Origin of the sequence: Pseudarthrobacter polychromogenes, assembly GCF_014644495.1 — a bacterium.
In the GTDB taxonomy this organism is placed as follows: domain Bacteria; phylum Actinomycetota; class Actinomycetes; order Actinomycetales; family Micrococcaceae; genus Arthrobacter; species Arthrobacter polychromogenes.
This window is the reverse complement of record NZ_BMKU01000021.1, coordinates 1-23,165: the sequence shown is the minus strand read 5'-3', so window position 1 is coordinate 23,165 and position 23,165 is coordinate 1. Positions and strand designations below refer to the sequence as shown.

The 23,165-nt window shown below is 55.7% G+C and carries 9 protein-coding genes and 1 pseudogene; all 10 read right to left on the bottom strand.

Features of this window, described 5'->3' with window-relative positions; all coding sequences use genetic code 11:
* Nucleotides 1-694: 694 nt before the first annotated feature.
* On the bottom strand, nucleotides 695-1,642 hold the full coding sequence (locus IEX43_RS19765) for an HNH endonuclease (RefSeq protein ID WP_188813922.1): 948 nt from the start codon (nucleotides 1,640-1,642) through the stop codon (nucleotides 695-697).
* A 352-nt stretch (nucleotides 1,643-1,994) separates the two neighbouring features.
* Nucleotides 1,995-2,405, bottom strand: a complete 411-nt coding sequence (locus IEX43_RS19760; protein ID WP_188813920.1) for a very short patch repair endonuclease — start codon at nucleotides 2,403-2,405, stop codon at nucleotides 1,995-1,997.
* Between the two features lie 104 nt (nucleotides 2,406-2,509).
* Entirely contained in the window at nucleotides 2,510-3,943 is a 1,434-nt protein-coding gene (locus IEX43_RS19755) for a DNA cytosine methyltransferase (RefSeq protein WP_188813924.1), read from the bottom strand.
* A 61-nt stretch (nucleotides 3,944-4,004) separates the two neighbouring features.
* Nucleotides 4,005-9,368, bottom strand: a complete 5,364-nt coding sequence (locus IEX43_RS19750; RefSeq protein ID WP_188813919.1) for an ATP-binding protein — start codon at nucleotides 9,366-9,368, stop codon at nucleotides 4,005-4,007.
* A gap of 214 nt (nucleotides 9,369-9,582) precedes the next feature.
* A complete protein-coding gene (locus IEX43_RS19745; RefSeq protein WP_188813917.1) occupies nucleotides 9,583-11,001 on the bottom strand; it encodes a hypothetical protein in 1,419 nt (472 codons plus the stop codon).
* The gene (locus tag IEX43_RS19740; RefSeq protein ID WP_188813915.1) at nucleotides 11,001-12,404 is read right to left on the bottom strand and encodes a hypothetical protein; all 1,404 of its coding nucleotides are present in this window, start codon (nucleotides 12,402-12,404) and stop codon (nucleotides 11,001-11,003) included. The genes IEX43_RS19745 and IEX43_RS19740 overlap by 1 nt, the downstream gene beginning before the upstream one ends.
* 1,327 nt (nucleotides 12,405-13,731) lie before the next feature.
* Nucleotides 13,732-14,715, bottom strand: coding sequence for a RecB family exonuclease (locus IEX43_RS19735; RefSeq protein WP_229666562.1), 984 nt, complete (start codon nucleotides 14,713-14,715; stop codon nucleotides 13,732-13,734).
* Nucleotides 14,716-14,759: 44 nt separating this feature from the next.
* Nucleotides 14,760-19,421 (bottom strand): helicase-related protein, encoded by a 4,662-nt coding sequence (locus tag IEX43_RS19730; protein ID WP_229666561.1) that lies wholly within the window; start codon nucleotides 19,419-19,421, stop codon nucleotides 14,760-14,762.
* Nucleotides 19,422-19,559: 138 nt separating this feature from the next.
* A pseudogene (locus tag IEX43_RS20585) lies at nucleotides 19,560-19,928 on the bottom strand (DEAD/DEAH box helicase); the annotation flags it as partial.
* 1,152 nt (nucleotides 19,929-21,080) lie between these two features.
* A complete protein-coding gene (locus tag IEX43_RS19725) occupies nucleotides 21,081-22,994 on the bottom strand; it encodes a hypothetical protein (protein ID WP_188813909.1) in 1,914 nt (637 codons plus the stop codon).
* Nucleotides 22,995-23,165: the final 171 nt, after the last annotated feature.

Here is a 23,165-nt window from a genome sequence, read left to right as displayed (position 1 = left end):
CTGGCCCCCACCGGCAATATCAATGGCCCCGAAGGGCAATATCCAGTGGCCTCCAGACCTTCAAATACTCATAAGTGACGGTAAGACGTGAAGAAGCGAAAGCAAAGCGCTAGCTTTTTGGATGACTGGTGTCCTGGACTACGAACTGCGTGGGCTCGAGAAGTTGTCCGTGATCACGCCAGGCATCAATACCCATGCAGGAGTTGACCATTCCGAGGGCACCGAGGTGAACGGTCTGGGCGGCCGCCTCCGGAGCCTGAGCCAGAGCTTCGTCGGGCCCCTGACGGAGGCGGCGCTGGAGCGGATGACCATCGACCGCGTGTCCCCGGGCGCCGGGGACGGCACCTGCGAAGCCGATCACATCAAAACTAGGCTCAGCCCATGGCCCGGCGCGGGAGTGTTGTCCATGTGCTGGGCGGACTCGTCCAAACTCGGCTCCAGCCCTTCCACGCCTGAGTCGGCTTTGCACTCCCATGGATCTGGTGGCGGACGACGGCGCCGACCCCGAGAAGGTGCAGAAGTTCCGGCACACGGGGGTACAGGTTGAGGTGGCTGGCCGATGTCGTAGCCTTGGTTGAGCCTGTGGCCCGACGGTTGAAGGGTTTTCGCGGCGATGGACCGCTTAAACGCTTGGCGTGCTCACGATATCTGGCCGTCATGCGCTCAGACAAAACGTGGCCCTGCATGGATTTATTTATTCCAGGGCCGCTTTTCGAAACTCTTGGTAGTGCAAAGCCATAATGGCTGCAATTTTAGGCTTCTTGGGTACACCTAACTCCTTGCCTTGGAGCTCAACATAGCCCTGCACATGGAACAGGTGGGGAGATAATTCGACACACCAAGTTGATGGATTTACTGACAGGAGTTTGCGGTCAAATAATGAATGCAGGTCCCGGCGCAATAGGAGTCCGGCGTTGAAGTTATGCACGCCGTGATTCGAATATTGTACAAGATGAGCAGCTTCAAGACTCGCATGAATGCTTGGTCCAGACATAGCACAGTTCTCCCCGTAAAGGGATAGCAACTTAGCGCGAAATGCTGCCTGCCCTACACGCGCCCGGATGGTTACATCCTTAAAGCCTCCTGGTAGTTGATCGCTGTCAGTATCAGCTACCCGGTCCGAGAGTTGCTGGATGCCGGTTCCCAAGGAAACCCGCTCCACTGCTTCCTGAAATTCCTCCCACTTGAGGTAGCGCAAGCTAAGTTGCTCCTTGGGATTCTTACAGAAAGCTCGCAAGGCGCTCGCCGTTAGAAGTCCCTGCAAGTCTAGCCAGCCTCCAGCGTGGTTAGAGCGATAGGCCGTTACGGTCTTTTGGCTCTGGTCTGGGTGATCAAATTCGTGGAAGCACGTGTTGCAGCGCCATTTAGGGGATAGAGTTGAACGGCCCTTGAACGTTTGCCCTGCACAACGAGGGCAATGGAAATAAGCATTTAGGCGCTCCTCCACTTCTATTGATTCAATCCTTGATGCCCCCAAAAGAACGACCTTGTTCCAGAGGACCACGATGTCGCCGGGCTTTGGGAGTGCATGGCGGGGAACAGTTGAATCCCAAGAGTAATGTTCTGAAGGAACGTCATCATATCCGCCATTACCACCGTGCGCACGCTTATCCCCCGCCGCTAAGATTAGCCATGCAGCCATTGCTAAGCTCCACTAGGGAACTGATACCAACCAGCACAACTCAACGTACCGAACGTACCCTTTCTCAGACGACGCATTGATAGATGATTTCCGCTTTGATTCACCAAAAATAGGTTCCCAATATTCCCCATTTCTGGAGTATACCTAGGAAAGCTGCCCTCTAGCTGCAAGCGGCACTATTCCTTTTGGGGTTGACGCGCCCGCTCCCTGAAGTCTTTGAGGTTTGCCCAATGTGTCTGTCCCCTGAGGTGAACCCAAATGGCCCTGTCCTTGTCGTCGCCTATCAGACCCGCCTCGTGTGCATTGTGAATCGGGAAGTATGGGCTCAGCTCCCGATCGGCGCCCACTGCCATCAGCTCTCCAAGAATATTTTGACGTGGCGCACTAAGTCACCGCCCGCCAAGATTTCACATTCCCAGACATCCAAGTAGCTCCAACCCTGCTGGACTAACTGAGTGCGCTGCAAGGCGTCACGTTCATGGTTTCGACGTCGTTTATCTAACCAAAATTCCCTGTTGCTTTTGGGCAGGCGTGAACCCACCGGACAGTCATGCCCGTGCCAAAAGCATCCGTTAACAAAGACAACTTTCCTACGCCCGGCAAAAACCAAATCCGGCTTCCCAGGCAACCGGCGGTCATGAAGCCGATACCGTAGCCCTTCGCGATGCAACAATCGCCGAAGAATAATCTCTGGCTTGGTGTCCTTTGACCGGATCTTCGCCATGTGGGCACTGCGTTGCTCGGGGCTCATGAAGTCCGCCATGCTTACATGTTAGTTAGGTCTAGCCCCCACGCCTCCTGAGTTAGGAGCACGCCTACGGCCAAAAGCCTCGCCCGGCGACTCCTGCAGCCTGTTATAAAGCCGCGTCATGATTCTGGAGAAACGACTGCCTTTGGTGCCCGGAGTCCCTGATACTCAGCTAACAGCGTGGAGAGTAGGTTACCCACAGCATAAGATTGCCACGGAGAAACGGCGTTACCGACCTGCGTGTACTGGGGCACTTCAAGCTTTCGCCGATGCGCACCGGTGGTTTCCCGTCCGAGAAATTCGAAGCTATCGGGAAAACCTTGAAAGCGTGCAAGCTCTCGGACCGTGAAGATTCTGGACTGCATCGGATGGACATAGTCGTCCGGAAGGGTGACGACCGTCCGGCTTGGCTCACTCGCGCTGAGCACCTTTTGGCTGTGCTTCCGCGTCACAAGTTCAACAGCAAGTTCCACCAGCTCGTCCAAGGACCGGATAGTTCTTTCTGCTCGGGGCCGCGCCGAACACTGAAGATCCAGGGGAAATTCGACGCTAGCCAATGCACGTTTGGCAATTGTCATCTGCCCCTCTGGGTCCACTGAGCTCATCTGGCTCAGCAGCCGCTGGTCAACGCCGTTACGATGCAGCATCCGGTAAAAAGAGAATCTAGTGATAACGGTGTCTGTGTGCCGTCTAGGCGTCTGATTGAACGGCTGGTCTGAGACTAACCGTTGTTTGGTGCGTACAGCGTCCTCCGCCTGCTTCAGCCCAGCCAGATATTCCCTGTTCCTACCACGATTTTCACCCTCCCACCCCCCGAGATCGGAAATCGCATCACGTATGGTGAATGCGCGACCCGACAGCGTTGTGGGAGCAGGCGCCAGGGCAGGGACATCATGTGCCAAATCCGCAAAATCGGACTTCCAGATCCCGGTGGTCACCCCTACTCGTAGCTTTTTTGCGATGTCAACCCGCAAAGCTATCAGCATGAGTCTGGGGCGGAACTGGGGGGCCCCGTAATGGACTGCATTAACGCGCACGGCCTGGACAATGTAGCCCGCGCCGGTGTTCGTCAGCGCGGTTTGAAGCTGGGAAAAGGAGGACTCCTCGCCCTTGACGAAGCTGTGGCTCATACCGACAACGTTCTCAATCACAACTGCTTTAGGCTCGGTGCGTTCCACGAAATCGAGATATTCCCAAGCAAGTCGGTTCCGTATGTCGTCCTTTAGCCTTCGACCAGCCAGGGAAAAGCCTTGGCAAGGGGGACCGCCAACAACTGCATCGAGATCCTGTTTCTTGAATTGCTCCATGAGCTCATCCGCCGAAAGGACATTAGCCAACTCACTGACTATGACTTTGCCTTCCAACTGACGCCGGAGACTGCGCTGCAGGTACTGCTGCCAGATACGCACATCGGAGGCATCGGAAACATAGTTGTGGAAGAAAGTTCGAGCAGCCATATCTGACTTTTCAACGGCCGCGACCAGCTCGCCCCCCGCCCGTTCCATGCCCAACGAGAGACCACCACAACCCGAGAACAGGTCCACGAACTTCATCACTGATACATTGTGCCAGAGCGAGGCCCTATTCCTCGGTAACCCCGCGGTACCCCCTGCCTTAGAGCCCGTACCGCTCGTAGTACGGTACGACGCGAATGAACCGCCCCTCGTCACACCCCAGGGACTTGTAAAACACCTCGTGCTGGCGCAAGTCGGCGATTCGCCTTGGTACATCGGGGGAAAGGTCCGGCAGTCCTAGAGAGGCGAGCTCTCGTCCAGTTACGGACGGCACTTTATGGATGAACCATGTTCGCAATGGCTGCCCGTAGTTCTCGCGGCCTTCCTTGAAGTGGGAAAGGTATTGCGAGGCCAGCATCACCCCGTATCCGAACTGACGGCCCTGAAGCATCAAGTCCATCAGGACCTGGAAGTCGTACCTCATGATGTTCACTGCCTCGTCGACCAAGAGGAACGACTTTAGGTATCGGAGCTGATGAGGCGGGTCTCCCTGGAACGGCGGCTTCGGTGTCCTTAGCATGTTGTCGTAGTACAGGTTCAGGAAAAGGGCGACTAGGGCGTTCTTGGCGCTTTGATCTTGACCGAGCCGGTTCAGTGCAACAATCAGCACCTTGCCTTCGAGCAGCTCCCCAAACGGCTTTAGATTTTCCCTATCGGCACTAAATATCTGGCTAAGGACGAAGCTATCGAGTATGGACGACACTGAATCCGGATTGCCTGACTTCTCCAGATAGACAGCCCTAACTTCCGCCAGTGTTGGTGGCCTATTGTCATTCTGCTCATACAGTTCCCTGACGGCCTCGTTCAAGAGGCTAGCTTGGACAGGACCTACGCCCCGGTATATCTTCCGGAGAACGTCTACAAAGGCTGCCGCTTGTTGATAAGGCAGCTTTGAGTGTTCACCGGTAACAGGCATGAAGATGTTCACTGGTATTTGATGGGGTTCCAGGACAACACCGCTAACACGATTTACGAACTCTTCCTTCTGGAAGTCGCCCTTGTAGTCGAAAATCAGCATCGATGTGGACTCAGAACGCTGCTTTTCGAAAGCCTGCTCTCGAATTTGGGCTATCAAAGCCTTTACTAATTCCGTCTTACCCGTCCCCAAGTCCCCGACGATTCCCACGTTCATTTGGTTAAGGCTCGTGGTGCTCGGCCAGAAATCCACTTCCGCTGCGCCTAAGGAACCCAGGAGCTTGCCGACCTTGATCCGCACACCATCTTCAGCTATTCCGGCGGCGGACCGCACTTGGTCACCTTCTACCTCACCCGAATCTATGTCCTTCGTCCCGCGTTGGCTCTCAGCTTCAACCGCCCGCCATCCCGAAGGCTCGGGCCGGCCGTTGCCCGGGGCTTGCAATGGCGCGGAGTCCGCCGCGCCGCCTCTGTGGGTTCCCTCGGAGCTGTTATCCGGATCGACCGGACTTTTTCCGACCGGACTTTCTTCTTCAGGGAGTTCGGCAGCCGACCAGTTGACCAGATCGCGCCAGCCTTCGATAATCCCGCACGCACTGTCTGTGCCCAGCGCTTCAAAGACTGCAGCGGTATCCGCAAGTAATGCGGCAGCGGGGAACTCTTCCGTACCTACGCTGCCAGAGTAGAACGCATCGCCTGTGGACGTGGTAGCGCCATGTTGAAAATACGTGAGAATGGGCCTACCAACTCGAACTTTCATTCGACCGTCAACCAAGGCCGACAAGCGTCCTGCGAACTCGTCGGGTGAACCGGCAAGGATGTGATTAAGGCGTGCGGCTGTCTCCACCAATGTCGCCAGGCTATTCATCCAGATAACCCTGTCCGCCCCGAAGACTTCCGCAGCCCGGAGCTCTATGCCTGCCAGCAGCCGGTAACTGGCTTCGAGTTGCGCGAGAGGTTCCTTTAGTAGCGCGGAGCCCGGGCCCGGGAGCGTGGAGCCGACCGATTCACCTTTCAGGCCGTAGCACTTTATTTCTACGGGTGAAAGAACGATTTCTTCGTCATCGAGTTCTATGAAAAGCAAGTCAGCCCTGCGCTGATGCTGGCCATGGTTGGCCTGCCCTGAGAGGGTGCGCAGGAAGTAGTCGGCAGCATCGATTGGAACAACGAAGCGGTGGGTTGTTACAGAAGGCGCCCTATCGAAAAGGCCAAATGTCAGGAAAAATCCGAGAGCCCCCGCTACATGGGTTCCGCCCATAGACAGTAGGGAGGATAAACCAACTCCACGGCTGCCGAGTTTGGACATGACTGACGACTTGAGGGCAGACGTATCTTCTTGCCCAGTTGCCTTTGCCAGCAGTTTCTCAAGTTGATGGCCGAAACTATCCGGAACTTTGGCTATGGATACAAAAGGTCGACGTTCCATGAACGGAACATCTGCTGAGCGCTCGAATACGGGCGGGCGCCATTCCCAAAGCATGCGCGCACCTTCACCGTGGGCGTCCATCAGCTCGGCCATGATGGCCGGGCTAAGGAACGACTCCCCCATTACTGTCCAGTCAGCCGTGACGTCGGCTACGTCCCGGCGCAACATACCCGCCTCGACGATAGGTGCGGATTGGTCCGACTCGCATGCCTGAAGGGCGCGGCTGAACGGCGCCCATCCCATATGGCCTGGAACTGCCGGCTGGCTCAGGCTGAGACGCCTTTCCGTCAGCCGGTTCAAATTACTTTCAAACCGGCGAAGTGGCACGTTTCCTAGCACGCCGTAGGCTTGACCCCCGTCGCCCACCCGCACAGTTGTCCCCGAGTCCTGCAGTAGTCGTATGTTGCACCAGACTTTTGAGTCTGGACGCGGGACGTACCGCGACCAAGTCAAGAGCATGTCACGATTCTCACGAACCATTCTGGTCACTGCATCCTTGGGGACAGGGCCTTCGCGCTTCACAGAATCGAGCACCCTGACGCCACCCATCAGGCGGCCTGCGTCGTCGTTGCCCCATTCTTCTGCTACAGCAAGAACGGAATCATCGATCTCGCTGAGGCGGATTTGGCGGTCCTGAGCATGCAAGTCAACTGTTAGTGTCGTTATATGCGGATGCATTTTGCGGAAGGACCTCAAAGCTGCGTCTACGGCTGTTGCGTTAAGTCCGCTTACTGCCGTTCCCGGGGTGACTGCATTTCCAATCCTGTCTGGCGGAGTTAGCCTCCGGGGCCGTGATTTCCCTGGGGGAAGCATCATGGACCAGCCCAGGAATATTTGGTCCTCACCTGAGTCTGTGGGCACGGCAAGCATTCGTGCGGAGCTAGATTCTCCAGGACCAACAAGTGGGATGTTCCAGCCTTCGATAGAGCCGGCATGTTGCACGGAATTTTCAGCTTCAAAGAGTATGTGCTCGGCACCGGCTAGCCACGCTAGCCTGAGTGGATGCAGTGGGCTCAGTAGCACCGATTGGCATCCTTCGTCCCCCCTTACATCCCAGACGCTGACCGACATTGGATAAGCCGCCCAAAATACGTGTTCGTCCTTACCGGTTGCCCGGGCAGCGTCAACAAGGTGGCTATAGGCTTCTAAGTATTCGTGCAACTCCGCAGAGCCCCAAAGGGAACGCCAAGAGGTACGCGATGGCCATTCGAAATCAACTCCCTCACCCCGCACGTCCTGACGGAGTAGAAGGCCAGCCGGGTTCAGGGCCAAAAATGCTGCTCGGAACCTCTCCGCTTCAACGCCATTGACAAAGTCTTGATCTAACTCAAAGTAACTCACGCCGTCCAAAGCCCTTCGCGCGGAATCCGGCATGAGAGTTGCACCGAAGTCCTGCGGACGAGCGTCAGCAACACGCGTTGACTCGTTGCTAGGCATCATTATGTGGCCAAGGGCGCCAACGATGGCGTGGTCCCCTGCGACGAGCCGGCTGGCATAGAACGCTTCAGCTTGCCCCCGGACTGATTCTTCCGTCGCTGGTTTAGGCCTGTCAGGGACGACTTGCTGCTTCACTGCAGCGGCCAAAAGCGCGGATTGATGGCCTCCTCCTGCTGCTACTGGCCTTACACGGAAGGTTGATTCATCGGCTACGAATTCGTTGTCTCCCGTGGGCGCGAAGCGCAAAGGGAAGAGCCCCTCCAGCACGGGATGAACCTTGAGTGCCACACCGTCCAAAAGCGGTTGCTCCGAGGCGCCAGGATGCCAAAGCATTGCTTGGTAGCCGCCAGGCACATCCGGAAGTTCCTCGGCGAAATCTTGTTCGAGCTCATTTGGGTTGGAGGACGGAGTCCAGTCCATTGGGCCGAGGTATGTGACTTTGCCGAGTGCACCTGATTTCTTGAATGGAGCCGCAGCTAGGAAGGTCTGCATTCCAGAAAAAATATAACCTTTGGCTGTAAGGTCGCTCCGAACCCATGGCGCCAGTGGATCATTCGTTGCCAGAGAGACTTTTAGCGCGACAAGCCGGAACGGCGCGGCGCTGCGCCCGTTACCTCGGGGTTTGACGAACCGCCCAACTGCAAGCAGGCTTCCGTCTCCTGCCAGCTCCACGGTGCCAACCCAGTTTGCGATGTTTGCAGGCAGGATTCTGATTGTCAGTTGCGAGGAGCGCGCAATGTCAGACCTGACTCGCTCTAAAGTCGGAATCCTAATGGCCAGAACTTCGGATTGAAGCTGACGCCCACCAGCAGATCCATCTGAAGACAAAGGAATCAGGAAGGGGCTCTCCGGCAGTTCAGGGTCAAGAATAAGCGACCCTCCCCTGGCGAACGTAATATCAATCGGCAGGGAGTCGGTGTCCTCGCGGGCCGGACTCCTAAACTGTGGCTCCGTCAATTCCGAATAGCGCTCGATGTTTTCTGGAGTACTTCCAATGACATTTGCCAGCCCCAACCATGGGCTACCTTCCCGGGACCCCTCGTCGTCAAGGTCGTCGACCACAAAATTCTCGAGTGCATGCTTTCCACCGGCCGCTTTTACTTCTGGACGAGTAGCCAGCTGGGCCGTGCTCATTCTGAAGGTTTCCTCGTCGCCCCAATACTCGGAAAGACAGTCCCCGAGCGCGACTGCGGCCGACGTTGAGGTCAGGAACGATCGTGCCCCGGCCGTGGTGGGCCTGGGTAGCGCGAAGCAAGCGTACGCAAACCGAGCCAGAGCATCCTTTAGCTCAAGCGACGAGCCAGTTACCGCTAAGTGCTTCAGTATCACCAACAGGTTGGCTATACCGCGGTCGGCATGCGCGAACCAGACTGCATTCCAGCTCCGCCCGCTGTCCGACGCCCGCGAATGTACCCTCGAGAGGGTGGAAAGGCACGAAAATAATACCTCCGAGCACTGTTCCCGTTGGCTGTCATCCAGTTCTTGGAGGCCCAACTCTCCTACAAGTTCATCAACCAGTTGGTTTGCTAGTTGGTGGATCGCCACTGGGCCATCGGCCTGTTCTGGAAAGCTTTGCCCGAAGACCTCTCGGAAGACTTGGACGAACGATGAAAGGTCGGGCTGTCGGCCATAGACGACTGCCAAATGGTCACCCTGGCGGTACTGGATCGTGCGCTGGGGATTCACACGGGGACAATTTGCATCGTCTAGGGATGCTCTCCCTGTCGTTACCAGAAGGGCAAATGGGGGTGTGGTCGGCCGTGCAGTGTTAGCGGAACGAACAATCTCTTCTGCTATATCGCTTCCAATTCCCTCTGGCAAATGGACATGTACGAGGCCATTTGTTGTTGCAAGGGCACGTCCCAAAACTTTGCCCAGTGAAATCGACGCCATGATTCTCCTAAAAAGCGCTCTCGACAATAACGGCATGGTCAGCGTCTGCGCTGCCGCGCGCCATCCCAGCCCGCTCAAGCAGCGACACGAGGTCACCGAGCTCGGGCCGCATTCCTAATATGGTCAGGTCGCGTAAGACCTCTCCGACATTGCACTGGGACCGTGGCTTACCACAGGTGAGGCTGGCAACAACTGCAATCCATTCAGTACCGGGATCGATTACGAGATACCTGCGCCCACGGGTCTTGAGGATTCCGTAATAGTCTGTATAAGGTCCACTCGATTCGCGGACCTGCAGGCCGTACTTTACGGTTTCCCAAACAAGTTTTCCTGCTTCCTTTTTTTCTGCGACTTCGGCCGCCAAGGAGCGCCTAAAATCTTCACTTGCCGCGGCATCGCGCAGGAAATCCATGGCATCCTGATGTCCCCCGAGTTCGTTCAACCGTTCCTTGAGGCTTTTCCTAATTCTTTCACCCCGCGAAATACGCCATTTGATGGTGGAACCAACGTCGCGGACAGAAACGGAGGATCGACTCGATTGCCAAGGCAGCGGCGCCCTGACCGTCGCCCGCAGCTCTTCAAATGTGTCGGGAACGGAATTCTGGATGATCGCAGTCCCCAGCGCTTCATACCACGCATATTCCCAAAGGAATCCTAATCCCATAGCAAGCCGCAGGACCGTTGTTGCCCAATCGACCCAGACCCGCGCTGGAAGAACCTCGACCCATTCTTTTGAGGTGAGCGCCACCCACGACTTCGCAAACCACTCGTAGGGAGTCTCAGGATAGAAGCCGCACCAGTCGACGCTCTCTTCGGAGATGGGGGATGACGCGCGCCGGCTGCATCGACCGTCGAAGACTGTCGACATCATGGAAGCATCAATTACGTCCAATAGTGGGTCTAGGGTCAGCCGCTGATCCGCCGCGCGCAGCCATAGCTGCGTGGCTGATGCCGCCGGCCCATCTGGCCCATGGCCAACCGTGAAAAGGCTTTCGATGATGGCACCAAAGTCGGGTGGGCCCTTTTTCACTAAGACACCACGGGGATCCTGCATCAGTGCAAGTGCCGGTGTCATAGGGCTGGCGGGTTGGTTTCCTGTTTTTTCGATTCGGATGCCCATGACGCTGGACGCGACTGCCTCGCCTAAGAGAAGGTCCGAAGCAGCGGTGTTCAATGCTCGTCTCTTCAGCTCATATCCAAGCGATTCGGCGGCAGCACCTCCGGGCTTGGTCGGCCTGAGCGAAAGATACTGTGTCTCCTTGGCGTCGGCCTTGTACATCAGCCCGACAGGTTTACGTACATCAGCCTCTGACGCGATCTCGTAGGCGCGCCAGGCGAGCGACGAGAGCAGCGCCTCAGGCACCGAAAAGTACTCGGGCCGGTTGAACGGAAGCAGGAGATGTTGTGCTTCGGCCACCCTGTCCATCACGACTCCTTCGTGTACCGCTGGGTTATTTGGACTTCATGGTCGCCGTCGGCAAGGCAAAACTCGGCCCCGTGTAGGTGAGAGGACTGCAGCCGAGATGCACGAATGCGTTCCAAACGCGGCGCGGTGACATCAACTAGGTCAGTCAGGCCGACATGATCATCTACGCATGCCATAGCTTCGCGTATCAGGGGAAAGTCCAAGGACACTCTGCTCATAGTCGTGCCGTCCGTCGCGATGACTAGAAGGATTTGATCCCCCTGGCCTTGGCGGTCGGTAGACAGTTCTGGTTCCTTGACACGGACGGCAAGCTTCGGCGTCGTGGTTCTTCCGGTTATCGGTTCTGTCCGGCTGTCAAACAACGGCAGAAGGGACGAGCCGTATCCAGCTGGATTCCGCTTCGGTCGTATCAGCGTCCGCAAGGGAGACTTCAAGTCGTCCGGTAGGTGTGGCGACTGCACCCAAGTTCTGATTAGCATGTCGACCTCTCGGCGAAACGCGCTGATCCCATGGGCCACGGCATATAAGCGCGTTAGGTAAGCGCCGTACCAACCAGTTGCTTCCAAACGCTTTTCTTCCGTAATTTGCGACCTGAGCAACCGGCCAAAGGCCTCGTCGAGGCGCCTATCAAAGTCTGTCACGACGGCATGGAATGGACTATTTCCCTGAGCCGAATCAATCAGGCTCTGTAGCGGTGTACCGTCCGAGGCGTGAACGGCGAAAGCATCAGAAATAGGAGTAGCCCAGCCTTCATCCGGCGCGTCGGGATGTGAACCTGGTATGGCATCTCTCACTGGGTCGGCCGGGACAAGGAGCTTCAGGACGGGATCCCGCATTGAGCCCTCCTGTGCACTTGTCCGCTCTCCCGCACCAAAAATGCTTTGGTTGAACCTCAGGGCCGACAGAATTCGCATTCTTTTAAAATCTTCCTCCGCCCCGCCACCCGATGGCTGATTCGCCAAAACAAACTGGCTCAGGCCTTCACGGGGCATCCGGGAAGGCGCGTCACCTACTAAAGCGCGAGTCAAGAACCCCCAAAGTTCCCGGTAAGTCATACGAGTCGCCGACATTAACTCGGCAGTTCTGGCGATCGACAACATCCCTGCACGAATCACGGGTGAGCGGAGTGACTGCAGGTTTGCCCTCAGGGGGTCGACAACGTCCTCCACTCTATGAGTTCGTGGATCACCTGTTGTCTCTCCTAAAGCCTTCAAGACATTGACCAACAGGTGGGCTGCTGGAGTGCGGGTCACTTCCAGCTGTGAACGCTGCGCCAGGGGCGCAATCCGATACTCCTCAGCGGACACGCTGGAATCGGGGTGGATGCTGATGGAGGGACGCTCCTCAAAAAGCGAGCATTCATCGACAAACACTGCCAAAACGTTGGCAACGTGCTCACCCATGTAGCTGAGCCTGGCAGATCGGACGAAATCCTGACCAGTTACACCGGCCAATTGCCACGACGACTCTATTGGTCCGGTCGAAGGGGAGCCATATAGCCACCGCACCAATACGTCGCCCGCTGTCCAGTCCATTGAAACGCGTTTCCGTGACTCGGACATCTCCTCCACCAGGACGCCTCGATTTACACACGCCATCAAGTGGCGTGAACGGGCAGGAGGGGACTCACTAAATCCCGCTCCTGCAACCCGGTCGATGTCAGATATTAGTGGTGCCCGGTTCGAGACTTCCAAGTTGATAGTGGCATCGTTTACGACGACCAGGTCAGAAAGTGTGCCCTGATACTCATAGGTTCGGTGTGCCAATCCCTCTTCGAGCTCGCTCGTCAGTCGCATGCCATCAACCACTTGCGCTGTAGCGTGCGATTTGCCTGCCCCTGGCCCTCCCACCAGAAATAAAAAACGAGGAGGACGCCCATCAGATACTCCGGACTTCAACCACTCGCAAGCCTCTTGCACTCCTGCCGGACGCAGCGCGGATGGCCACGATGAGTCCACCGCGTGGTCCGGGCGTGCGGCCACATCGGTTCCTCCTGTTGCCCGATCCCATAACCCCGCCAGACCACCCCAAGGATTGCCACTATTCATATCTGTGGTTGAAGCGAACATTGGACCTCTCTCTGGGAAGGCTGAGGACAGCTGAGAACCTATAGGCGTCATGTCGGACGACGGTGGTTCTCGACCGGAAGATGCCGGAGATACAACATCTCTCGAGCTTCGCTGAACGTGGAGACTCGCCGCATCAAGCACGGCCGCGCGTAGCGCCTCCTGCACATGGCTTCGCGGTTTGTACCCAAGAACAAACTGCAAGCCGGCCTCCGCGAGGACATGGCTGATATTGCAGAATTTGAACTCAATGGAGCCCTTGCTCCGCCCGGTAAGCGATTGGACGTGCCGGTTGTGGGCAATCTTTGAGTAGGCTTTGCCGTCCCTTTCGCATGCAAGCATTGCAAAATAAGCTTCGACGAGCGCACTTGTCTCGTTGTCGTTCCAAGGCTTCGATTCCCCCACCTTGAAAAGATACATCGCCGCTACAGCATTTCACGCAGCGACTCGAGTCCCTCGCCGGCGCAGAGTATCAACTACGACCTTCAAGACTTAGGGCAGGTGTCCAAGATCAGGAGGGAGCCGATCAGGCAGCGGAACGCAAAGGTAGCCCCAGTCCGCATATTCGTAGCTCTATGACGGACGTAGCATTACGGGATCCCATGTTGAAAGAACTGAAGGTATGGCTCCATCACAGCAGTTGTTGCCAAGAGCCCTCATCGTCCTAATCATGAGGCAGGAAAGGCTGGGGCGAGAGCATGAGCTCGCTATCAGCCGTCGCCCGGTAGTGCACGTCAACGCCGTTTTCGTTATGAACGCGGTGCAACCGGACGCCATGTAAGTAGGAGTTTGACGCTCCTCCGATCCCCTTTGTTCGTTCGGGGGAAGCATCAAGTACCCACGACAAACCCTGAGCCGTCTTTACCGCAAATAGGAGGCGGCCATTATCACTAACGCTGTTGTCGACCACCTCTCCGGCAACAACGTCTGGCCAGCCGGCCGCCAGGGCGGCCTGCCACTGCGGTTCGCAGCGGAGCCTCCGCGGGCAGTAGTAGCAGTAGGAGGAACCAGGTTCCGCTAGGTGCTGACGTCCTTCTTCAGGCAGAAGCAAGAACTCTTGGACACGGTCCACGATCTGTCTGCCGTACTCTTCGTCAAAGGGCACCTCTACAATCCCCTGCGTTGGGCTAACAACAGCCATATGTAGCCGACGATCTGGGTATAAGCGTGACGCAACTACACCGTAGGCGGTCATTTGAGTCCGGACAGAATCCGAAGCAAGCTTAGCCTCAGAGACAGCACTTCTTCCGGTCTTGTAGTCATACACGTGCACTGTTTGCTCCTCGAGAATAAGGAGATCGATGACCCCGCGGATGGCCGAAAAAGAATCTTCCACCGCCTCTTCCGGAAAGATCTGGTTTGGCGCCACAGCGGAAAGTCTCTCCCGGAGGGATCGTCCTAAGTTCCTAACCCTCATGCCTAACAAACGGCCGCCGGGCTCTTCGTTCACTTTGATGCCGGACCGCAAACCTTCAGTTTCGTATTCGTGCCTTAGAAGGCTCCCATCTTCGTCTTCAACCCATAACCGTTGCCGCGTCCAGTGTTCCAAGGCTCGGTGGGCAATCGAACCAATATCCGTGGCTAACGACACCGGGGATCTGGGTGCTGACGTCGAGACGGCCGCCACGCCTGAGGCCAAGCAAAACATCAATCGATGAATGCTGGTCGCGCCCACCCAAGTTCTCGAGCTGGTCACGGCGTCCCGGACTCGGCAAGGTTTTGCATCAACTCCAAAGCGATGGCCGGCGTGCGATCCAGGGAAAAATCGTCAATGAACACAGGGGTATGTTGAGGAAACTTCTCTTCCGCCTCTAGCGTCAGCTCGCAGATCCTTTCTGTCACACATTCGTTAGTGACCCCCTCGAGAGGATGGTGGGGCAGGATAATGAAGTTGCCTCGAGCTGGATGGCTGCTGGCCAGTACCGGACCGGCCTCCATCTCATGCAAGTCACCATCATTAGCAAGCCGCCACTGTTCCAACAAGGTCCGCTGACGCTCACGATCTACGGTGACGGCTGCACCGGACAAGAGGTGCTGAACGTCACGGGCAAGGCGCCAGTCAAGAAGGGGATGGAACGCCATATTTTGGTAATCCCGCAGGCACCCATAGCAAGCACCCCTGCAGTCTCTGGCGTGCGCCGGTTCCGCAAGTCTAGCCAGAATTTGGTCTATCGCGATGTTGAATCTTTCAAAGTTTTTCGGATCGCCCAGGCTTGTAGCGAAACCGGCGCCATTTTCAAGATCGTCTGCGATAAATGCATAAGATGTCGGAATTCCGTTCTGCACTGTCGAAAATAGGCCAGCGATAAGCTCGTTAGGCTGAACATCAAGATGAAGGGCAGCAGTCTTACGCAAGAGGAAAGCATACGAGTACCAAGCAGCACGCCGACCTTCTATCCGGTCGACTTGGCCGTTGAGTTGCTGGCCTTCAGACGTAAGATCGAGTCGCCACCCGTTCGCAAATTTCGGAGCCCTTGGCCCAACAAAAAGGAAATCAGTTGGTTGAATTGCGCCGAGTGCGACCCGCACGAGATTGTCTGAGATGTCTTCAGTGATGCTAGATGTGAAATGAGAACGCTCTACAAATTTCTTACCTTCGGCCAGTCGCACAAATTCGAATTCTCGGCCTCCGTTGTCATTGATGACGTATTTGAAAGCCTCACCCCTATAAGTGGCAAAGTCCCCGTATGAACCTCGCGTAAGTTCGTGCAGATCAACCATAGCCCGTACAGGAGTAGCGCTGGGAACCCACGAAAAGTTGCCGTCGAAAGGCCGCCGCTCCCTGCTTGCCGTAAAGCCGGCGGGTTGCCGCAAATCTATGAATTTTGCAATGCCGGGTTCAGCAGTGCACTGGGGGCAAGGCAAATCTTGCTCCAGCGGTACAGGGCTCTCACGCAAGAAGGCGCATCGGCGGCATGTTCGGATGATACGGGGAGCACCCAGTGGATCCGCCTCGAGACTTGGGCGAGGGAAAGTCGGTATGTAATTGGCTACTCCCTCTGCCCTGTATATCCAGCCGTCCTTGATCAATTCACTGCCAGGCGCAAATGATGATACTGCCAACACTGCATCCCGGTCGATTGTTGCCTTAGGAGGCCACGGATACCTGCTTTCGGGTTGTTTCAGAAATAGATTCTTAGCCTGAGATGGAAATCCGAACATAGGAAGAACTCCAGACTCGGCAAGTCGCTGGCTAAGCTCGTCATGCCCCTTTGTATCAGCAGCAACAGAATCAATCCTAGAAATGAGCCAGTCAACAGTTAGCTTGGCGAAACTTTCTGCATTGGATGCCTGTGGTGTTGCGTCAAGAAGTGCTTCCGCCGCATGTGTGATGGCAGGACCGTTCGCAGAAATCCAATCCATGATCAAAGGACGTACCGCCGGCCAATCTTGTGCCAATCCGAAGCGGCCATGCGTGTTGACTGTCGTGGCCAGCTCCTCCTGTTCAATAGACTCTGCGTTCGCATGGAAACCCATCCTTAGCACTTCAGAGGAAAGTGCTCTCCTTGCAATGGTCACGCTATCTAGGGCGAGATACGGGGCTGGAGTTGGCGCCGAAGTTATTTCCCTAGGGTTGGCGAAATAGTGGTCGTCATGGCTTCTCGGACGACAAACTGTTAGGGCAACCGCCATCGGAGACCCGCGCCTACCTGCACGTCCAACCCTCTGTTGGTAGTTAAAGCGGGTGGGTGGCATGTTTCCCATGACCACGGCGTCGAGGGCGCCGATGTCGACGCCAGCTTCCATAGTCGTAGTTACGGAGAGAATGTCGACCTCATCAGCCAGGGGAACATCGCGGTTCCCGAGGAATACCTTCTGGAAGCGAGCCTGCCGCAACTGGGCGTCACCTCTATCCGTCTGCCCGGTCAGCTCAGCGCAATTCAATCTGAAGGCACCCTCTTCAGCGGTAGCGCGGCGAGCGTAATAGTCGAGATTGGCAGAAACATCTTCCGCCTGGTCGGGAAGTAAGTTCCCGCATCTGGTGCATAAACCCACCCCGACGACCATGTGAAGACGGCGGCATCTTCCACACCGGAAGACTGAAGCATTAGCTCGTCGCACATACACCTGCGAGGGCTCTATCAAGTAGGTCTTAACTGCTTCGCCCCATGTGGCTAGTACTCTGTCCTTCAGCTCATCCTTATCCAGATTGTGTCGCTCACAGACTCTTGCCCAGAATTTCTTCAAGACCGCTGGCGGCTGCTCGAGTTCTTGGCGAAGGCCCACAAATCTCTTTTTCTCCGCCAGGATACGCAGGCTCGACTGAGCTATTGCAGCGTAGAGGTCGATAGTAGCGTCCGCTTCCCCCTGCCGGGCCGTGGCAAGCCAGCCGAGTCCTATCGATTCAAAGTCGCGACCGGCTCCTGAAACAAGGGACTCCTCTACGTTATAGACGAGCGATGTTTCTATCTTTCTGAATAAGAGCTCCAGCGATGGGGAGAGGACCGATCTTACTTCCGGAACTGGAACGCTGAAGTCGTAGATCTTAGTCCACGGTACTTCTCGATTTCCCTCGCCCGCTTCAGCCGTCCCAGCCATATCCACCCCTGGCCCACCCGGATTCATTCCCCTTCTGAGGAATTCCTCCCTTACACGCTGGGCCAACTCTGAAACAGAGGGCGCGGCGGTGAGCTCCCCTATCACTTCTTGCTCGGACTCGTTCGAGAGACCAAACCACACGTTCTGTAGTCGTGCCAATAATGTCGGGTTTTCATTCTTCAATGCACTAGCGGCAATGCGGTTTGTCTCCGATTGGTCGCCGGAAAAGAAAGCCCGGACTCGGGATATATCGGGGAGGCCCTGACCATGTGAATTGAGGGACGTATACAGGAGGGCTCGCACACTATCTTGGTAGTGGTTGAGTGCAATCCCGGACGCAAGCTTGGCAGAGTCCTGTCGGCTATCGGCAAAAACAATGCACTTTCGATTCGATTCATCAAGTTGACGCATCAACTCTGTAATCAAAACCTGATTTACCTTTTCAAAACCTGTTCGCATCGTCCGGACAGAGGAACGCATAGCACGCGCGTCCGTGGCCTTTATTCGACCGGTAGAATCAAAATTAATCCGCCAATCATCACCGCAGGCAGGACAACTTACCGGAAATGGCTGAATAGATTCCGGAGAACGCTCCTGCGGTTTGTTTGCAACTGCCCTAAAGGCCCATCCACTGTGGCTCTGATCAGTTGACTTAATACGTCCTGCGGCGGGATTTAGAACGACAGGCGCGAAACTATAGGAGACCCTCCCGTTATCGGGATTAGCATCCTTTTCGATGGTTTCCGGTGAACGAGAATTCGGCCAATAAACTACGTAATTATTTGCAGTTCGGTCCAACGATACGTTGTCGGGAACCATGGATACATCAGGAATGTCCGATAGAAGAGCAAGGTCTAGCGCCCTTTTCTGAGGCGTACCGGCAGTGGTATAGCCCCCAAGCAGGACGTCGCCACAGCTTTGGCAGTATAGGAGTTCCAGCACCCGGGCGCCGCATCCGCAGCGCGGAGTCGCGACAGCATGGAGTCTCCCTATGCTGGCAGGCTGTGATCGGGTGTCGGGTATCTCCCGACAGTTCGGGTCGCTGCACGCCCACATCCCTGGAATATTGCGGAAAAACAAGTGGGCGCGCAACTTGGGCCAAGGAATATCGGAGCGGCTCCGGGCCAGCTGTAGAAGCCCCTTCGTGGCTTTCGTTGCCGGCACAGGGGCAGATGTCGGAAACAGCCTAGACCCTAGGTCTTCAATGGTTCGGACCTGCGGCGCTATATCGGAATTGGAAGAGTCGTAGAACGCGTCTTCCAGAGTGGCTGCAAGTGCAACGTCTGGTTCAACCTCGCCAGAGATTAGTGCATCCACAAGTTTCGTGGTGTCTTGGCGGGTGCTCTTGGATCTCTGCACCGAACCACCTAGGAAGGCAAAGGAGTTCGTTGGTAAGGCAAAAAAGTCGGACAGATAAGCGGTATCGCGTTCAGGCTCCAGGGAAGCAGACGCGGCAATAACACGTAGCTTATGCGGTGAAACATCTAGTCCAAGTCGCTTCTTCAGGTTTCGCAGGAGGTACGCCACCTCAGTTCCCGCGGTTCCCCTATAGGAATGCATTTCGTCCAAGACTATGGTGAACACGTTGTCTTCGTGCTCCTCGAGCCAAGCCCGGGTAGAGGCGAAGAAGGAACTTTCCGTTTCCCGGAGCATCATCACATTCAGCATGGAGTAGTTGGTGATGAGCAGGTCAGGCGGCGAATCAATCATGTCCCACCGGCTGAACATTTCTCCGCCATCCAGTCGAGGAACAAAGAACTCACGCCCTCCGCCGGCCAGTCGAGCCGCTTCATAAAGTGACGCTGCGTCGGCCATGAGTCCACGCAGTAGCTCCACTTGCTTTTTGTCCTGGGTCCCAGTCACAGGAGTAGCCCCTGTGTACCGACCGAAATAAAAGCGGTGGCCCTTACGGTGCTTGTCCAGCCATTCGTGGGCAGCACTACTATCGAGAGCGCGGCGCAGTCTGACAAGCTGGTCGTCAACTAGGGCATTCATTGGGTAGAGGATCAGGGCTCGAACTGCTGGCGTTCGTCCTGCGCTTCTTGGACGCGTAGGCGAATAGCTCGATGTTGACTTTTCCCACCATCTACCCGCTTCCGGACCCGGCTCCTTCCACTCCCGTGACTCGCGAAGAAGCTGTCCAATAAGGGGAAGCAGGAAGGCTTCGGTCTTTCCCGAACCCGTGCCAGGCGTCAGTACGATGTTTCTTCGGTCATTCAGTGCTGAAATCAGGGAGCTCTCTTGGTGCGTATACAGCTGGAGGCCTGGTTCCAAGAGGCCACTAGTCAGAAAGGCAGCTTCGTCGACGGTCAAGCCGGCCATAGCAGCCGATTCTTTTACTTCCCGACCGGTGGTCTCGTACGCTGCCCTTAGTTCAAGCAGTGGCTCGCGGTACAGTCCACCGTCACGGTCTAAGAGCGTCCGACGTTCTTCCATGAGTGATTCGTTTGCGAGTGCAAAGGGCGTGTCGTAGTAGCTCAGGAGTGCATCCTTGAGCGATACGAAAGAATCGTAGGCGTCAATGCCCTTGCTAGATGACATCAGATTTCTCCTGACGAATAGAATAAGTGTCTATTGAATTGGACGTTAGTGAATAACGTATAGCCTCAAAGCCAGTCCGGGGTATATTTTGGAAAATTGATTTCCGCCCCGTAGCGTTCTCCGGAAGTACGCCTGAACAAGCCGACAAAAGCTCAACGTGTTGAGCTGGGAATATAAGGGCGGATGGAACCTGAAGCGCTCCCGCCGCTGAGTCACTCTCGGATGCCCAAGCCAATAGTCGAGGTACAGCGCCTGCTGCAACGAACCATTGACCCTCTGGACGGTTTGTGTGGTACCAAATGTCGTTCATTCGTATCCAGTATCGAGTGCGGCCCAGCCCTTGTTGTCGATATAAGCCATCGCCACGTACATAAGGTACATCCCTGTACTGATACGACGCGGGATCAAATTTCTGAACCGGCGCTCCCGAGTCAGAAGGACCGGCCGCCGTCAGGAAATTTCCTATGCGTGGAAGGCTTGAAGCGAGCCGTTCGATATATGAGAGCTCGAAGGATATCCCCAGTGAATTACAGATGTTTGCTATCTCATCGAAATCATCGAACTCGACCAGAATCGTTTGCGGCAGGTGTTCTAGGCCGTCTTCGGTACCACTTGCTGAAATCCCTTTGGGGAACAGTCCCTTGTCTTCTAGGTCGCCGAGAGTAGTGGCGCTACGCCCGCCTCGAAGTAGTGCGAGTGCCATCCCTCCCGGAAGCAAGTGCATCCTCGGCTTCTTGATTTCCCAATGACTCGTAGACCAATCCACAGAGATGTATCCAAGATGCTGCAGCTGCTGTACTGCACGTCGTGCGCCGCTAGGCACGTCCGGGCCGAGTTGCTCTCCGAAGTAGCTCGATATCGTCCGTATTAGTAGCCCGTAGCTTCCCCGACACTGAGCGGTCAGCCAAAAAAGGAAGGTTTCCGCCCTGCCCATTACAACCTCAAAGTTTGTCTAGCCTGATAGAGGACATTGAGCCATTCTGCGTTTCGAGAGGCGAGCCCATTGTCCTCCAACAACATCTTCCACTTCCCGCGTGAGGATTCCGCCACTTTGTGCCTCACCTCGATATCTTCATGGCGCAATTTTTCAACTGAGCGAACAAATCCCCTTCGCAAAGTGATCAGCCAGATGCCGTCTGGAGGAATGATGTAGTCAAATCGGGATCCGTTCGCATAGCCTGCACGTTCAAGCCAATGGGGCGTGGCTGGAGCCGTGACCTCAGTAATTGTTCCGAGCTTATGAACAATAAAATAATCAGCACTTCGAGAAAAAACCTTCCAATCCTGCCGTGGGGCGAGGGTCGGGAGGCTTTCCTCCTGACGTGACTCGAGGCAGTCGCCTACTCGAGATGAGAGGTTATAGTCATCGGGGCTTACTGTTTCAAACTCCAGAATGTCAGAATCATTAACAAGTAATATGTGATGTCCGGCGTGCCCCCCAACTAATTTATGGAGAGGAAGCGCACTTCCATTTGCACGGAGTTCGATTTCGGGTGAATCATCTAAAGAAAGCGAATACGCTCCGAATAGGGTCGCTGGAACAACCAAATCGGGTTCACCTCCAGCGAGGTATACATCTACCCCTGAATGCGTGCGTATTCGGAGCCCATTCACCAGCCTTGGCCTCTCGGCAGGCTCTTCAACTGAGGCTTGCCCCAAGCCAATCCAGTCCCCCAGTCGCGTATCACTAGAGTAATCTGATATCACGACACGAATGAAAAGATCCCAGCCTCGAACAATCTGGCGGGGTCCTCCAATCCGTTTATAGCCCTGGACACCTGCATCATCGAGGAGGGCTGATAAAGCTTCCGCTTGATCGTCCCTTACAAGTAAGACCATCTCTTGATAAGGATCCGCCCCATGGGTCGAAACCCAGTCTCCAGACACTGGGTCTAGGGCGAATATCCAAACCTTACGAGGCCTTAGCAGGACACGACCTTCTCCATTCGACCAGGTACGACTGATGTCAATTGACTCCGGCACGGACTCGGGCAAACCAGATGACGTATAAAAGTTCCCAACACCACTGGCACTAAGACGAACCCTGGATCCTCCACCATCCACGGCCTCAAAATGATCAATGCCTTGGCGTCGAGCAATTACCCATCGCGATTTCCATTCGTCGAGATCTAGACGCATCTGTACATAAAAAGTGCTTTGGGCGTGATGTACCTTTGCCTTCCCATCCCAGTTTCTAACCAGAATTGAAAGAACCGACGCCAAGACAGCTCTCGCCGATCCCTTGGTGTCCCCTTCCAAGCTCCGTGACATCGCTTTGGAAAGGCGCTTATACTTCCGATTCCAGCGGGCCAACTCGTCCAAGAGTTGCGCTTCTTTGAGCATGTTTAGCTTGGTGCTACCGAGCTTATAGAAAAAATCGGTCAGATTCAGCGCGTCCTGCTTGGACATTACCGCCTGAGAGCGGGCGTATCCTATACGGGAAAAGTGGTCATCCTCAAGAATCGTGCTGGTGCCAAGCCATTCCTGATCTCCAATCCATCGATGCAAAGCGCGCCAGATGTACGCGACATCGTCATAGGAATTAGCAAGTTGGGTTGCATTGAAAGGCTGACCCAAGATTTCCTGTAGACGTCCGTAGTACATCAAAGGGCCGCCCTTATCGTCTGAGCCCATATCGGCCGCCGCCATGACAGTTAGCGCTATTAGGGGAAGTACCGGTGGGGTACCACCCAGAGCCGCTTCCTGCCACCTGTCCAAACGCTGGCGGATCGGATTGAACACGTGTCGGGTGGACGCCGACCGTAAATTCTCGGCAACAGTCTGGGCCAAAGACTCAACCGGTGAGTCGAAGAAGGGGAAATTCTGATGCAAAAGTTCGCGATTCACGAAGAGAACGACGGGCTCCTTCGCCGACCGCCCCCGTATCAGAACGGTGTCGAGTTCCTTCTGCCACCGATCGTAATCCCACCGATCCAAACTCATGCCCGGGACTGCCCCGGCTTTTGTTGACTCGGGGTCTTAGGCCGCTGTGAGTGCGGTCCGGTTGATTGTTTCATA

Coding starts and splice junctions, on each gene's coding strand:
- IEX43_RS19745 (WP_188813917.1), bottom strand. CDS start 11,001: ATGGACAGGGTGGCCGAAGCACAACATCTCCTGCTTCCGTTCAACCGG.
- IEX43_RS19765 (WP_188813922.1), bottom strand. CDS start 1,642: ATGGCTGCATGGCTAATCTTAGCGGCGGGGGATAAGCGTGCGCACGGT.
- IEX43_RS19730 (WP_229666561.1), bottom strand. CDS start 19,421: ATGGCCGACGCAGCGTCACTTTATGAAGCGGCTCGACTGGCCGGCGGA.
- IEX43_RS19760 (WP_188813920.1), bottom strand. CDS start 2,405: ATGGCGGACTTCATGAGCCCCGAGCAACGCAGTGCCCACATGGCGAAG.
- IEX43_RS19755 (WP_188813924.1), bottom strand. CDS start 3,943: ATGAAGTTCGTGGACCTGTTCTCGGGTTGTGGTGGTCTCTCGTTGGGC.
- IEX43_RS19740 (WP_188813915.1), bottom strand. CDS start 12,404: ATGGGTGAGCACGTTGCCAACGTTTTGGCAGTGTTTGTCGATGAATGC.
- IEX43_RS19735 (WP_229666562.1), bottom strand. CDS start 14,715: ATGTTTTGCTTGGCCTCAGGCGTGGCGGCCGTCTCGACGTCAGCACCC.